General features: G+C 56.7%; 11 protein-coding genes. 6 read left to right on the top strand and 5 right to left on the bottom strand.

Annotated elements, in window-relative coordinates; genetic code table 11:
* Positions 1-51: 51 nt before the first annotated feature.
* Both ACQKLP_RS12500 and ACQKLP_RS12505 read right to left on the bottom strand, forming a co-directional pair.
* A complete protein-coding gene (locus ACQKLP_RS12500) occupies positions 52-1,602 on the bottom strand; it encodes a flotillin family protein (protein ID WP_427323082.1) in 1,551 nt (516 codons plus the stop codon).
* Between the two features lie 4 nt (positions 1,603-1,606).
* A complete protein-coding gene (locus ACQKLP_RS12505; RefSeq protein ID WP_427323083.1) occupies positions 1,607-2,203 on the bottom strand; it encodes a hypothetical protein in 597 nt (198 codons plus the stop codon).
* Between the two features lie 100 nt (positions 2,204-2,303).
* On the opposite strand from ACQKLP_RS12505, the gene ACQKLP_RS12510 reads away from it, so the two are divergent.
* On the top strand, positions 2,304-2,489 hold the full coding sequence (locus tag ACQKLP_RS12510) for a hypothetical protein (protein WP_427323084.1): 186 nt from the start codon (positions 2,304-2,306) through the stop codon (positions 2,487-2,489).
* A gap of 44 nt (positions 2,490-2,533) precedes the next feature.
* The gene (locus ACQKLP_RS12515) at positions 2,534-2,944 is read left to right on the top strand and encodes a hypothetical protein (RefSeq protein WP_427323085.1); all 411 of its coding nucleotides are present in this window, start codon (positions 2,534-2,536) and stop codon (positions 2,942-2,944) included.
* Between the two features lie 179 nt (positions 2,945-3,123).
* Here the strand turns inward: ACQKLP_RS12515 and ACQKLP_RS12520 are convergent, their stop codons facing one another.
* A complete protein-coding gene (locus ACQKLP_RS12520; RefSeq protein ID WP_427323086.1) occupies positions 3,124-3,885 on the bottom strand; it encodes a hypothetical protein in 762 nt (253 codons plus the stop codon).
* 94 nt (positions 3,886-3,979) lie between these two features.
* Here ACQKLP_RS12520 and ACQKLP_RS12525 point away from each other — a divergent pair, with 94 nt between their 5' ends.
* Positions 3,980-5,506: a sulfatase family protein gene (locus ACQKLP_RS12525; RefSeq protein WP_427323087.1), complete on the top strand. Its 1,527-nt coding sequence runs from the start codon at positions 3,980-3,982 to the stop codon at positions 5,504-5,506.
* 38 nt (positions 5,507-5,544) lie between these two features.
* Here the strand turns inward: ACQKLP_RS12525 and ACQKLP_RS12530 are convergent, their stop codons facing one another.
* On the bottom strand, positions 5,545-6,996 hold the full coding sequence (locus ACQKLP_RS12530) for a hypothetical protein (protein ID WP_427323088.1): 1,452 nt from the start codon (positions 6,994-6,996) through the stop codon (positions 5,545-5,547).
* Positions 6,997-7,256: 260 nt separating this feature from the next.
* On the opposite strand from ACQKLP_RS12530, the gene ACQKLP_RS12535 reads away from it, so the two are divergent.
* The 3 genes from ACQKLP_RS12535 (at position 7,257) to ACQKLP_RS12545 (ending at position 11,052) form a co-directional block, all read left to right on the top strand.
* Entirely contained in the window at positions 7,257-7,985 is a 729-nt protein-coding gene (locus ACQKLP_RS12535; RefSeq protein WP_427323089.1) for a YgaP-like transmembrane domain, read from the top strand.
* A gap of 17 nt (positions 7,986-8,002) precedes the next feature.
* Positions 8,003-8,779, top strand: a complete 777-nt coding sequence (locus tag ACQKLP_RS12540; RefSeq protein WP_427323090.1) for an SDR family oxidoreductase — start codon at positions 8,003-8,005, stop codon at positions 8,777-8,779.
* A gap of 83 nt (positions 8,780-8,862) precedes the next feature.
* Positions 8,863-11,052, top strand: coding sequence for a hypothetical protein (locus ACQKLP_RS12545; protein ID WP_427323091.1), 2,190 nt, complete (start codon positions 8,863-8,865; stop codon positions 11,050-11,052).
* Between the two features lie 43 nt (positions 11,053-11,095).
* Here the strand turns inward: ACQKLP_RS12545 and ACQKLP_RS12550 are convergent, their stop codons facing one another.
* Entirely contained in the window at positions 11,096-13,315 is a 2,220-nt protein-coding gene (locus ACQKLP_RS12550) for a TonB-dependent receptor plug domain-containing protein (protein WP_427323092.1), read from the bottom strand.
* Between the last annotated feature and the right edge of the window lie 97 nt (positions 13,316-13,412).

Here is a 13,412-nt window from a genome sequence, read left to right on the forward strand (position 1 = left end):
GAATTTATCGTGAAAAAAAGAAGCCATCCGGTGGGATGGCTTCTGGGAATTTTATTCGGTGGTGGCGGGTAGTTCGGTATCTCCGTTCTTGTGTTTCCCAAGATAGGTGGGGAGGTCCATACCGGCCATGTTGAACATGTCCTGCAACGGCGGAACGGCTTTATAGAGGCCGCTGATGAACCCGGCGGTCGACGATTGCCCGTTTTGCGCGTTGGCGCCTTCCCAAACGGTGATTTTATCGATCTTGATATTTTTGATGGCTTCGGTCTGCAATTTCACCAGTTCCGGCAATTTGTCGGCGATCAGCAACAGCACGGCGTCTTTGGAGTTGTTGCCGGCGGCCTGTACGATGCGGTCGAGACCTTCTGCCTGTTTGGTGAGGATTTCATACATACCTTTCGCTTCGGCTTCCATTTTGGCGTAGATCGCGTCTGCTTCGCCTTTGGCTTTTTCACGGATTTTCTCTGCTTCGGCCTGAGCTTCGATGATGGCTTTCTGTTTCTGGATTTCCGCGGTTACGACGATGTTGGCGTTTTGCGAAGCGCGCTCGCGGTCGGCGCGGGCGTCTTCCGCTTTTCTTTCGGCCACGTACGCTTCTTCGAGGGCTTTTGCGGACTGGATTTTTTCCGCGGCAACGGCGCGTTTGGCGGCTTCGGCTTCTTTTTCGCGGCGTTCGGCTTCCGACTGGGCGATCATCACGCGGGCGGTGTTTTCACCTTCTACGGCGCGTGCGTTGGCTTCGGAGGCGCGGATACGCGTGTCCCTTTCCGCTTCGGCTTTACCGATGGATTCGTCGCGGTTGGCGGCGGCGATGAGAATGGCCTTGTCCTTATTGGCGGTGGCGATTTGGGAGTCGCGGTCGCGCTGGGTTTCGGCGATGCTGACGTCGCGGTTTTTCAGCGTTTGCTGGATGGTGATATCTTTTTCGCGGTCGGCTTCGGCTTTACCGGTTTCACCCAGTTTTTCCTGTTCTGCCACGCTTTTCTTGGCTTCGTTGATGGCCTTGGCGGCGGCTTCCTTGCCGAGTGCTTCGATGTAGCCGGATTCGTCTTTGATGTCGGTCACGTTCACGTTGATCAGCTTCATCCCGATTTTCTTGATTTCGGCTTCCACGTTGCTGGCCACGTTGGCGAGGAATTTATCGCGGTTGTTGTTGATCTCTTCGATGTCCATGGTAGCTACCACGAGGCGGAGCTGGCCGAAGATGATGTCTTTGGCGAGGTCGTGGATGGCGCTGCGCTGCAGGCCGAGGAGCCTTTCGGCGGCGTTGGTCATGGTGCCGGGCTCGGTGGAAATGGCCACGGTGAAGCGGGACGGTACGTCTACCCGGATGTTCTGGCGGCTGAGGGCGTTGGTGAGGTTTACTTCGATGGAAATGGGCGTCAGTTCCATGAACGCATAATCCTGGATCACGGGCCAGATGAAGGCGGCGCCGCCGTGGATGCACTTGGCGCTGTGGGAACCGTCCGGGCCTTTGCCTACTTTACCGTATACGACGAGTATCTGGTCTGAAGGACATCGTTTGTAGCGTTTGAAAAGGGCATAGAGGAGGGTGAACACAAAAACGACCGCTACGAGAACGGCAATCAGCATGTAATCCATGTTACTATCGGGTTTGTTTGGTGACGATTAATACCTGGTTGTCGAGCACGGAGCGGACGGTCACGAAAGCGCCGGTGCCGATGGGCTCGGCTTCGTCCGTCATGGCGTCGAGCTCCCGCCAGGCGCCCTGGACCTGGAGGGTTACTTTTCCAGTGCCGGTACGGGCGGGAGGGATGGTAAGGTATACCGAAGCGGTGGCATGCAGGGCGTTGTGCATCCTGAGCGTACCGTCGTAAGCGAGTTTGCCGGTGTAATAGAACATGGCGGCCATGATGAGCATCATGCCCAGGCCCGCCACGGATGCGGTAATGATCGTTACCGCGGGCGACAGCCCATTGTGGATGCAGGCCAGGCCCACCCATCCGAAGATGGTGAAAAAGCCGAACATGTTGCGGATGGTGAAAAACTGGAACCCGATCCCGTCGTCCGCATCCAGCATATCGCTCACATCGCCCGTTGCTCCGTCATGGTCCCCGCCGAGCAGGCTCAGTACGTTCTGGATAAGGAACAGCAGCGAAAACAGGATGGCCACAGACCAAAAGATCTTTTCAAAAACGGGAAGCGGACCAAACCAGTCCATGATGGTGAGCATACTTGTCATGGCGTCGGGATAAATTGTTTCAGGGGAAGATAACGAAAATCCACAGATTCCGGAAGCGAAAAGGCACAAATATTGATTGGTGACAGGTAAACTCGGGCTTATGAACCTCAAACGGACTTTCGGGACGCTGCTCACGGTGCTGGGCATCGTAGGCATCCTCTACACGGGCTACGGTTTTATCCGTCAAAATACCAACTGGCGCGAAATGCTGGTGGTCGGTGTGATCGGTGTGGTATTTTTCGCTGCGGGCATCGGGCTGGTGCGCAACACGCGCGACGAGTCCTGACCCCGGCATTTCCACATCCCCGCAAAAATCCCTAATTTCCGGGCATGATCGAAGCAACGGACATCCGGATCGGCAACCTGCTATGGTATTATGACTACCATATGGTCGAAACCGTGTTCCGTGTGGAAGGCATCCATGAAGGCTATGTATACAATTCAGGCCTCCCGCGCAGCCGGCTCCGTCTCGAAAAAACGAACCCCCTGAAACTGGAAGTACAGCATCTCTTCCAGTTCGGTTTTCTCGCTGGCGACCCCGATTACGGCGAAGATCCGGATGTATACACCTACAAGTATAACCGGTCAGACAGTATCTACATCCGCGACGACGGCGACAAATTCCAGCCCCTGGCGGCAAATGGAAAGGCATTTGTGCCGTACGGCCGTCCCCTCGTGCATTTGCACCAATTACAGAACCTGTTCTACGACCTCACCCGCGACGATGTATTTATGCAGTAATGCTACGGCCGCTTCCTTTCCTGCGTTAATTTCTGCTCCAGTTGCAAAAGCTGGGCAGGCGGTAATTCGTCTGCGAACGTAAGCCCTTGGGAAATATCGTCGTAAAACTGCATGCGTTGGGCTTTGGGATAGGCGCGAAGGTGCTTCAGCAGCCAATCGGGTTGAATCAGTGTTATATTTCATTGATTTTCCAGTTCCCGGAGCCTTTTTTCGAACGCTTTCCGCTTCGCTTCCGGAAGTTTTAGTTCCATCAACCCGAATAAGATCTGACCGGTCACCACGGAACGTTCCCGTTTGGGAAGCGGCCTGATGATGCGCGCCACCCATTCTGGCGCCTGGCTGAAAATCTCCGCCATCGCATATCCCGGGGTTTCGCTGGCGCTACCGGTATCTTCCGCCAATACCCTGCACCATTCCAGCAGCACAACGCTGTCGCGGGTACGCTGGAGATAATCCGGCATGTAGAACAGGAGCGGAACGTAACCGTATTCATGCAGGTTCTCGCTTCTGCTCACGAGCTTTTTATGTTCGGCTTCCTCATCCGCAGAAAATCGCTTCCCGTTGGCGAGATATTTGTCAAAAGACCGGGAATGCGCCACCACGGATGCGCGGTAATTGGCCAGGATGCGGCAGATGGTAGTTTGAAGGGCGGAATCGGGCATCTCGCGGAAAAGGCGCACCCGGCTTTTGTGGATGTACCCTTTACCGCCGGGCAACGGGATAGCGGTGCTTGCCGGTATTTCGAATCGCCACCAGTCGCCGGGCTGTTTCGTACAGGAAAAAACCTGGTATTGACTGACCTGGTAGGGAGCTGGGGAAGTGGCGGATGGTTGCAGGCGGACGTTCGTGGACCCGTCAGGATCGTTGATGACCGCCCAGTTTTTCTGCTGGGCTGAGGAAGCTTGCGCGAACAGGAACAGGGAAAGGATGAACAAGCGCATGGCAGTGGGATTTACATCAAATATAACGTTTGATTTTTATGCCGGAAAGCTGGCGCGGATGATTATCTTTGATCAGACCATCAAAAACAGTGACATGCAATTCCGCAGTATGCTGCTGGCCTCCCTGACCCTGCTGGGGCTGGGCGCCAACGCACAATCTTCGAAAAGGCCCAATATCATTTTCATTTTCTCAGACGATCACGCGTTCCAGGCCGTGAGCGCATATGGCGGCAGGCTCGCCAAAACGCCGAATATCGACCGCATCGCAAGGGAAGGCGCGATTTTCCGGAACGCCCTCGTCACCAATTCCATCTGCGGGCCGAGCCGCGCTACGTTGCTGACCGGCAAATACAGCCACCGCAACGGCTATCCGAGGAACGAGCAGCGGTTCGATGTAACGCAGGTCCTCTTTCCACGGGTACTGCAGCAAAACCATTATCAAACCGCGTGGATCGGGAAATGGCACCTCGGCAGTTTGCCCGAAGGCTTCGATTACTGGCGCATCCTGCCCGGACAGGGACACTATTACAATCCCGACTTTATCGAAAAAGGAAAAGATACCGCCCGGTCCGAAGGGTATGTGACCAACCTGGTGACAGACTACTCCCTCGACTGGATCCGGCACCGCGATACTACGAAACCCTTCATGCTGGTAGTAGGCCATAAAGCGACGCACCGCGAATGGCTGCCCGACCTGCAAGACCTCGGCGCCTACGATCACATCAACTTCCCCACGCCCGCCAATTTCAACGATACGTACGAAGGCCGCGAAGCCGCCCGGAACCAGGATATGACCATCGCTACCACCATGCGGCTCGACTTCGACCTGAAAGTGCACGCCAACTATAATGGCTGGGTCTACAACCGCTTCACGCCAGAACAACTGTCGGCTTTCAAAGGTTATTACGAAGGAAAGGTCACGAAGGAATTCGACGCATTGAAGCCCACCGGCAGCGCCCTCACCCAATGGAAATATCAACGCTACCTGAAAGATTACCTGGCAACGGCCAATTCGCTCGACCGCAATATCGGCCGGCTCCTCGACTACCTCGACCGCTCCGGCCTCGCAGAAAATACGGTGGTCGTGTACGCGTCTGACCAGGGCTTCTACCTTGGCGAGCACGGCTGGTTCGACAAGCGTTTCATGTACGAAGAATCGCTGCGGACGCCTTTCGTGGTGCGCTATCCAGGGAAGATCAAGCCCGGTACGCAGGTGAAGGAATTGATGTGCAATATCGACTGGGCACCCACGATCCTCGACTGGGCGGGCGTTCCCACACCCGAAGATATGCAGGGTACATCTTTCATGCCGCTCGTGGCCAACCATGGCGATAAATCGAAATGGCGAAAGGCCGCTTATTACCATTATTACGAATACCCGGAACCACACCGCGTTTCACCGCATTTCGGGCTGCGTACGGAGCGATACACGCTCATCCGGTTCTACGGCCCGGCGGATAACTGGGAGCTGTACGACCTGGCTAAAGACCCGGGACAGGTACATAACCTCATCGGCCGGAAAGGTTTTGAAAAAATCACGGCAGACCTGAAAGCGGAGCTGCGCCGGCAGATCGTTCAATATAAGGACGACGACGCCCTCCGGCTACTGGATAAAAGCTAAAAGGAAAATCCCGGTCATGTGCGACCGGGATTTTTTTGTCAGTACCGAAAAACGGCCACCATCTCCGTTTTGCAGGGCATTTTGTTCGCGGGCACGTAGTGCACTTCCGCGCCGTTGAGCAGCGCCTGCATGACGGCCGCGTTCACGAGGCATTCGTCGCCTTCCTGCTCCTGGCCGTGCAGCTCCAGCTGATTGGTCTCCTTCACGAATTTGCCCCAAAGCTTAGCGCCTTCGGTGACCAGCAACAGCTCTGCTCGTGCATAAAAACAAGCGGGGATGATTTCCGCAGGGTCCTTACTGGCAAGGTTGCCGCCGGTATTATTGTTGAACCGTGCGATGGCTTTGTCGCGCTTTTCGCAGAACAAAGGCTCCATGGCAGTCCGGGCGTTTTGAAAAAGCGAATTGACGCCCATGTGCTCCATGTTGCCGGTAAGCTGCGCGTCGGCCAGGTAACGGTATTTCGTGCGTTGGCGGAAGATGGGCAGCAGGTACTCCACGCCCGCGAGCAGGAGGGGAAGGTTGCTGGTGTGGAGGAGCTCCTTCCACAGGGTTTCGTCGACTTCGTCGAGGTACATGGAAATGTTCGCCTTGTCGTCGGGCTTACCGGCGCCGATGCCATGGTAATTGGCGCCGCCGCCTGCACCGGAACTGCTCGTACGGAATAGTTTCTGGTCGTCTTTCTCTTCGAAATGGACCACGTCTTCCACGCCGCGCGGCATGCCCGGCACTTCCACTTCCTGCATGCTCCAGGCATCGGCTTCATAGAGCGTTGCGCGGTGCTTGCTGAGCGCCAGCAGGTAGAAGCGTTCGCCGGCCGTGAGGAGCGGGAGGAGCGGACTGAGGTAAAACGTATGATTGATGTAAAATTCCTGCTTAACGGGAAAGGGCAGGCGGATGAAATGGCAATTGCCGGGGGCGAGGAAGATGGCGAGCCCTTCGCGCTGGTTGCGCCAGAAAACCTGGTCGTGCACCAGGATACGGGCGCATTCCATCAGCGGCCCCAGTTCGTTTCGCGGGGCGCCGTTGCTGAGGAGCGCCAGTTCCGCCTGGCGGACGAGATGCTTCAGGGCAATACTGTCTTGCTGCTCGTTCACCTCCATGCCGCGGCGATGGGTCGGCAGCAGTAGCGAGATGGACATGGGCGCGCGGTGCGCGGCAAGCCTGGCGAACAGATCGCGGTCGAGGCGTGTGATTTCCTGGATCCCTTCGGGCTGGGGCTTCCCAGCGGTGTGCGACGGTGCACCAGCCGCAGGGCGCGGCTCCGGGGCCGTTAATTCCTCCTCGCCCTTGTGCAGATTGCGGTTGGGGTGCATGACCCGCACGTTGGGCGCCAGTTTCTCGTCTTTCTCCGTATAACGTTTCGTGATGTTGCGGTCTTGCCGGATCGAAGTGCCTTCCATATTCGGGCGAAGCCCCAGTTCCGATTCACGGCCGTTTCCCGTGGGCTTTCCTTTCGGCGGGATGAATTTCCCTTCTCTGTCTTTTCCCATGATGAACTGAATTGGTGATCAATGGAAAAATCACAAACTCCATACCTGCAAAGCCCGCGTGGAAGGCGGTACGGCTGTTTCCACGGAAGTCCTCACTTTGCGGAATCCTTACACGAAGCACCGCGGCATTTTCCTGTTGTTTCGCTATGCACGGGGTTTGCATGTTATAGGGTAGCGTTCCCGTCCATTTTCGGATATGATGTATGGAAAAAGATGGGAACGCAATCCCAGGACATTCTTTCAAACTAAAAACGGAACGTATGAACGAAAACGCATCTGCCGGGCCTAAACCGCCCGTAAACGTAGGAAAGATGGAACGCATCCTGTCTGCCCTGGCCGGCGCCGCGCTTTTCTGGCAAGCTGCCTGCGGGAAAAAAGCGCGCACGGTAAGCGGTGCAGCGGGCGCATTCCTGCTGTATCGCGCCATATCGGGCAATTGCCCGTTGTACACGGCCGCTGGCAAAAAAAGGCTTCCCGACCCGGCGCGCAACATCAATATCCGCAGCGCTATCACCGTAAACAAGCCCCGCAATGAAGTATATGCCTTCTGGCGTAAACTGGAAAACCTGCCGCTGTTCATGAAGCACCTCCGCTCGGTGGAGCAGCGCGATGAAAAGGTATCGCACTGGGTGGCGCAATTCCCGGGATTCCCGTCCATCGTTTCCTGGGACGCTGAAATCGTCAAGGAAGAGGAGGGCTCCCTGCTGGGATGGAATTCCATGCCCGACAGTGTGCTCGACAACGCAGGCAAAATAACGTTCCGCGACGGCGAAAACGGCGGTACCGACATCGATGCCGTCATCACGTACCGCGCGCCGCTGGGGCCCGCCGGGGAATCTGTAGCCAGGATGTTCACATCCATGTTCCGGAAAATGTTGCAGGAAGAGCTGGACAATTTCCGGGTATTCATCGAATCGGGCGAACAGCCGCCCGAACCGGCCAATGGACGAAAACCGAAAAAGACACATTTCAAAAAACAGGATTCATGAATCCAAAAAACACAGTTATGGCGGAGCATCAAACTACGCAACCGGCATTGGCCGGCAAGCAAAAATCGCTGGCAGGAAAGAAAGTGCTCATCACCGGCGGCACCACCGGCATCGGCCGGGAAATAGCCCGGAAACTGGCGCAGGAAGGGGCCATGGTGATGATTTTCGGGAGAGATGAGAGCGCCATGAACGAAGCGCTGGAATCTTTGCTGGAATCGGCTACCGACGGCGATCCAATCGGGTTTACGGCGGATGTGGCCACGGAAGACGGTATCCGGAAAATATTCTCCGAAGTGGACGCGCAAGGCGGGATAGACGTGCTGGTCAACAATGCCGCTCTCGGTTACCAGGGCATTCTGTCCGGCAACTACGAAGAATGGCAATACATCCTCAACGTGAACGTGCTCGGATACCTGGCCTGTACGCACGAAGCCGCCAAACGCATGGCCGCCGCCGGCACGAAAGGCCATATCGTCTATATCGGTTCCATGAGCGCGGATACCCGCGAAGCGAAAAGCTCCGTGTACGTAGCCACTAAGTCCGGCATCCAGGGTTTTGCGGAAGCGGCGCGCAAGGAACTTAATCCCAAAGGCATCCGTGTTTCACTGATCGAGCCCGGCGCCGTGGATACGGATATGCAGGAACAGCCGTCCGACGAAAAAAGGCAACAGATCGAAGAAGAGAAAATGCTGATGGCCGAAGATATCGCCGATGCCGTACACTTCGTACTGACGCGGCCGGAACGCTGTGATGTAGTGGAAATGAAGATCCGGCCGAAACAGCAATTGATTTAACCCGTAGCCTTCCTTCCGGAATGGCGTTTCATATCATGTTACTGTGGTAATACCGCAGTCCGACAATAAGCACAATCATCCATATGAACGGTTTTTCTCCCTGGTATCATTTCGATAGCCGCCCCGCCGGCGGCGGATTATGGAAGCGGCAGACAGGCGATTTCGATTACGATGTGCATCATTCCGACGACTCGCTGTGGTTGACCATTTCTTTCCGGCGGCAGCCGGTATTGGCTTTGCGCACGGGATATTTTCCCGGCAACGGTTTCCGGATGCTGAACACTGCGCCCGGCGGCAATCGTTTCGTGTTTCAGGCGGATACTTCGGTCGGGCGTTTCCAGATCGAGTTGTCGATCCCCGATCCCTCGTTCCCGCTCGTCCGCTGCATCACGAAGCTCACGCCGGCATGCGATCTCCGCATTCCGTTCTGGCCGCGCGACCTCATGGTGCTGCGATCTGCCGGAAAGGAAGAAGCCTTTGATGGGGAGATTTTCGTGGCGCAGGAAGGCACGCGGTCTGGCTGGCTGTTTGGCGGCATCCGTTCCACCGATCCCTGTGCATTCCTCTATTTCCAGAACCTGACGGCGCTGAACGATTACGCCAGGACCACCCATACCAGCCTGGGCGATATCGTGGGTGGGAAATGGCCGGAACTGGGGACAGGCCTGCCGCCTTCGCCGGAAAAGGCATTGCCGGCCGGCCGGGAGATGATTATCGGCGACGCGTATCTCGCCATGCACCCCCAATTGCCGGAAGACGAAAACGAACTTGCCGCGTTATTTCTGGAGCTGACGGGCAAGCTTTACCTGCACCTGCCACTGCCGCCTACGAGTTACAAGCCCTGGCCAACCGTTCTGCAACGTACCCTCCGCGACCTGGAAGTCAATTGCGGCTGTTGGTACCGCGCCGGCGGACATTCCTATCTCAATGCCTATCTCTGCGATTACGATACCGCGCCCGAGATCATGGTGCAACTGGCGGTGCTGCTGCCGCTGCTGGATTACCAGCAATGGAGCGGCGAATCCCTGAAGATCATCAGTGCTTTACAGGCCGGCATTCCTTCGTTTTACGATGAGAAGATCAGGTCGATGGGCAGGTGGCTGCCTTCCGCCATGGACAAGCTCGACCGATCGGAGGAGCACAAGCGCCCGCGCGTGATGGATTCCTGGTACCTCCATCATCCGCTTGTGAACCTGGCGCGGATGGTCATGGAAAGCAATGGCGATTTCCGTGATCTGTTGCTGGATTCCGTGGAATATGCCATTCGCGTGGCGCATCATTTCAAGTACGAATGGCCGGTGTTTTATCACCTGGACACGCTGGAGGTCATCAAGGCGGAAACCGCGCCGGGAAAGGGCGGAGAGCACGACGTAGCCGGGATTTACGCGCACCTGATGTTGCTGATGTACGATATGACGAAGGAGGAACGCTTTCTCGAAGAAGCGGCGGCGGCAGGAAGGGCGCTTGAGAAAAAGGGCTTCCACATGTTCTACCAGGCCAACGTCACTGCGTTCGCAGCGAAGGCGTTGCTGCGGCTGTACCTCGTGAAACGGGAGGAGATCTTCCGGAAAGTGGCCATCACCGCAATTGCCGGCCTCATCAGAAATACGGGCCTCTGGGATTGCAATTACGGCTTCGGGGAAAACCTCGCCACGTTCTTCGTGCTGTTCCCGCTGAACGATGCACCCTATGCCGCGGTGTACGAGGAACAGGAGGTGCTGGCTTCGTTCCACGATATCATCAAACTGGCGCCGGAAGCCGGGATTCCCGCCCATATCACGCTGCTGTTGTCCGAATTCATCCGCTATATGTTGCACCGCGCTTCTTTCTATTACCCACCCATGGTCTCCCGCGAAATGCTGGCAGAAAAGCCTAAAACCGGCGAAATTGAGCCAGACACCTGGATACCGGTCGAAGACCTGCAGGACGGCTGGAACCAATCCGGAACGGTAGGGCAGGAGGTGTACGGCGCCGGACTGGCCTTTTGCATCGTTCCCAGGCATTACAAGGTGTTGAAAGACCAGGGTTGCACGGTGTATGTAGATTACCCGACCGGGGAAATAGCGGCCGGTGCCGGTGGTTCCCTTTCCTTCAACATAACCGGCCACCCGGCCATGTTTTGCCGCATGCGGATACTGCCTGCCGAAAACGGACCGCTGCCCGCGGTAACGGTGAAAGTGGATGGTGATCGAAAAGAAGGCAAACAACTGGACGACGGAAGCCGGGAATTCTTCGTACCCGGCGCCTGCACAGTGGAACTGGTGTTCGAATAATGGCGGCTCCCGGGCCGGAAGCCGCCATGACATTAACTTTCCATCAAAATGAGGCTTGCAGCTTCAGTACCACATTCCTCCCCGGGCTGCTGATGCCCGATGCGAATACGCGGTAATGTTCGTCGAGGAGATTTTCCAGTCCTGCCTGCACTTTCAGCCATGGCAACACCGGATAGCGCGCGGAAAGGTTGAGCGTCGTCCAGGAAGGCGTGCCTTCGGGCGTGGCGTAGACGAGGTTGTCTTCGCCGTTGGGATTATAATCCTTCGTTTTCTTCCAGCCGTTGAAAAGCACGTAACCTTCCGTTTCCAGCTGCTGCCAGCCGAATTGAACGCCGGCTTTGCCGAACACGGGCGGGATGTGGTCCATAGGCATACGGGCGCCTTTTGCATCGGTATATCTGCCATGCGTATACGTGACGTTGCCATATGCGCGCAGGCGCTGGAGCAGTTGCCATTGCGCCGCCGCCTGGAAGCCCGCGATCGTGGCTTTGGCCTTGTTCTGCGCCGCCACCACGGGCGTGAGCTGTCCGTTGTACACCACGCCGGGCTTGCCGTTGAAAAGAAACGCGTCCAGCACGATGGCGTTGCGCAGCAGGCTGTAAAACCCGTTCAATTCCACGTACAGCCGTTTCCCGAATTGCCGTGCCGCTCCGAGGTCGAAATTGACGGTTTGCTCCGGCCGCAGGTCAGGGTTGGGGACCACCAGCTGCGCGCCGCCGGCAGATTCGAAAACCTTTGCGATGTCGTCGATATTCGGTGCGCGATAGCCGGTGGAAGCATCGATCGACAATTTAGTTTGTGTGTCTGGAAGGTAGATCAGGCCTAGATTGGCGCTCCAGGTCACATGCCGCTGGTTAGCTTCGGTAAAGGGCAGGTGGAGGATGGACGTGTCTGCGAAAGTGCAGTGCAATGTCGTGTAATTGGCGCGCAGGCCGTCGTTGAGGATCAGTTTCCCGGGAACGATCTTGTACAGGTGCTGTGCGTATGCACCGAAATAATGCATGCGGTTCTGCCCGTCGGGATAGCGCGTATCGAGCCCCGTCCGCTTTTCTCCCTGTTGAATGTTTTGCCGGAAGGCGGTGGATTTGAGAAAGTTCAACTGTCCGTCGCCGCCCACGTTCAGCTCATGCCTGCCTTTGCTTTTGCGCAGATCGAGGTGGAACGCGGCTACATGGATGTTTTCGATGCGATGGTCGCGCTGAGGATTACGGTAGGCGCGCTGCATGCGGCTTTCTTCCACAGATTGATAGCTCGCCCCGGCCATCAGCTGGTCGAAAAAGCCGTTCAGCCGGGAGGATTTGAATTGCCAGGCGGCCATGAGCCTGTCCTGCGGCCCGTAGTACCATTCTGCCCAGCGCAATTTGCCGTTGCGGAGGTCCGTCAGCCGGTCGTACCGCGGGATGTCGCTGCTGGTGGAGTACTGGATATTGAAGAGATGTTCCTGTCCTTCCTTCGGCTGCCACCTGAATTTCTGTAACAGGTCGTATTGCCGGTAGCCGCTGTTCCGCTGGATGCGCTCGTCTGGATTGGATAGCACCGAGTCCGCACCGTTGACGCTTCCAATGAATTGTTTGCGCTTGCCCCAATCGCCGTCGTGCCGGTTGCGGCGCGCCCCCATGCGGAGGTCTCCCACGTCGGAATAGGAGAACGAAGTCAGTGAGGCGAACTTCCGGCCGCCGGCGTTCACGTCCACATGCCCGGTATATTCTTCGAACGCGCTGCTGTAGCGGGCGGAGATGTTGGTGGCGAAGCGATGGAACTGCGGGTCTTTCGTCCGGAAATGGATGACGCCGCCCAGGGCGTCGGATCCGTAAATGGTGGAGGCGGGGCCGTAAATGATTTCGACTTTTTCGGTGATATCGTCGTCGATGGTGATCACGTTCTGCAGGTGGCCGGTCCGGTAAATGGCGTTGTTCATCCGCACACCGTCTACCACGAGCAGGATGCGGCTGGCTTCAAAGCCCCTGAGCACGGGACTTCCGCCACCCAGTTGGCTTCTCTGCACGAAAACTTTCCCGCTTTGTTCGAGGAGCCCGCCCGTGTTGTTGGACAATGAGGCCCTGATTTCCGGGGCATGCATCACTTCCACTTTCTGCGCCACGAACCGGCTTTTTTCTTCGAATTTATTGGCTGTCACAATGACTTCCGCCAGCGGGTGCACGGAATCCCTGGCGGCGGGGCGCTCCTGTGCGGCAGCGGTCTTTCCGGCAACGGAAAACACGGCAGCGAGGAGAAAAATATTATGTAAAGGAGGGTGTTTCATCGGGTTGTTTTACATCGGATCGTTGAATAATAACAGAGTCCGGGCGAATGGATAATGCGAAATCCATTTTAAGCGCTATGCGCAACGCATGCTGCTG

The sequence above is a fragment of the Chitinophaga sp. NPDC101104 genome (assembly GCF_050277495.1).
GTDB lineage: Bacteria > Bacteroidota > Bacteroidia > Chitinophagales > Chitinophagaceae > Chitinophaga.

What these genes read in the sequence shown, in the direction of transcription:
- ACQKLP_RS12500 (WP_427323082.1), bottom strand. Translation starts at nt 1,602, where the DNA reads ATGGATTACATGCTGATTGCCGTTCTCGTAGCGGTCGTTTTTGTGTTC.
- ACQKLP_RS12535 (WP_427323089.1), top strand. Translation starts at nt 7,257, where the DNA reads ATGAACGAAAACGCATCTGCCGGGCCTAAACCGCCCGTAAACGTAGGA.
- ACQKLP_RS12525 (WP_427323087.1), top strand. Translation starts at nt 3,980, where the DNA reads ATGCAATTCCGCAGTATGCTGCTGGCCTCCCTGACCCTGCTGGGGCTG.
- ACQKLP_RS12520 (WP_427323086.1), bottom strand. Translation starts at nt 3,885, where the DNA reads ATGCGCTTGTTCATCCTTTCCCTGTTCCTGTTCGCGCAAGCTTCCTCA.
- ACQKLP_RS12550 (WP_427323092.1), bottom strand. Translation starts at nt 13,315, where the DNA reads ATGAAACACCCTCCTTTACATAATATTTTTCTCCTCGCTGCCGTGTTT.
- ACQKLP_RS12510 (WP_427323084.1), top strand. Translation starts at nt 2,304, where the DNA reads ATGAACCTCAAACGGACTTTCGGGACGCTGCTCACGGTGCTGGGCATC.
- ACQKLP_RS12505 (WP_427323083.1), bottom strand. Translation starts at nt 2,203, where the DNA reads ATGACAAGTATGCTCACCATCATGGACTGGTTTGGTCCGCTTCCCGTT.
- ACQKLP_RS12530 (WP_427323088.1), bottom strand. Translation starts at nt 6,996, where the DNA reads ATGGGAAAAGACAGAGAAGGGAAATTCATCCCGCCGAAAGGAAAGCCC.
- ACQKLP_RS12545 (WP_427323091.1), top strand. Translation starts at nt 8,863, where the DNA reads ATGAACGGTTTTTCTCCCTGGTATCATTTCGATAGCCGCCCCGCCGGC.
- ACQKLP_RS12515 (WP_427323085.1), top strand. Translation starts at nt 2,534, where the DNA reads ATGATCGAAGCAACGGACATCCGGATCGGCAACCTGCTATGGTATTAT.
- ACQKLP_RS12540 (WP_427323090.1), top strand. Translation starts at nt 8,003, where the DNA reads ATGGCGGAGCATCAAACTACGCAACCGGCATTGGCCGGCAAGCAAAAA.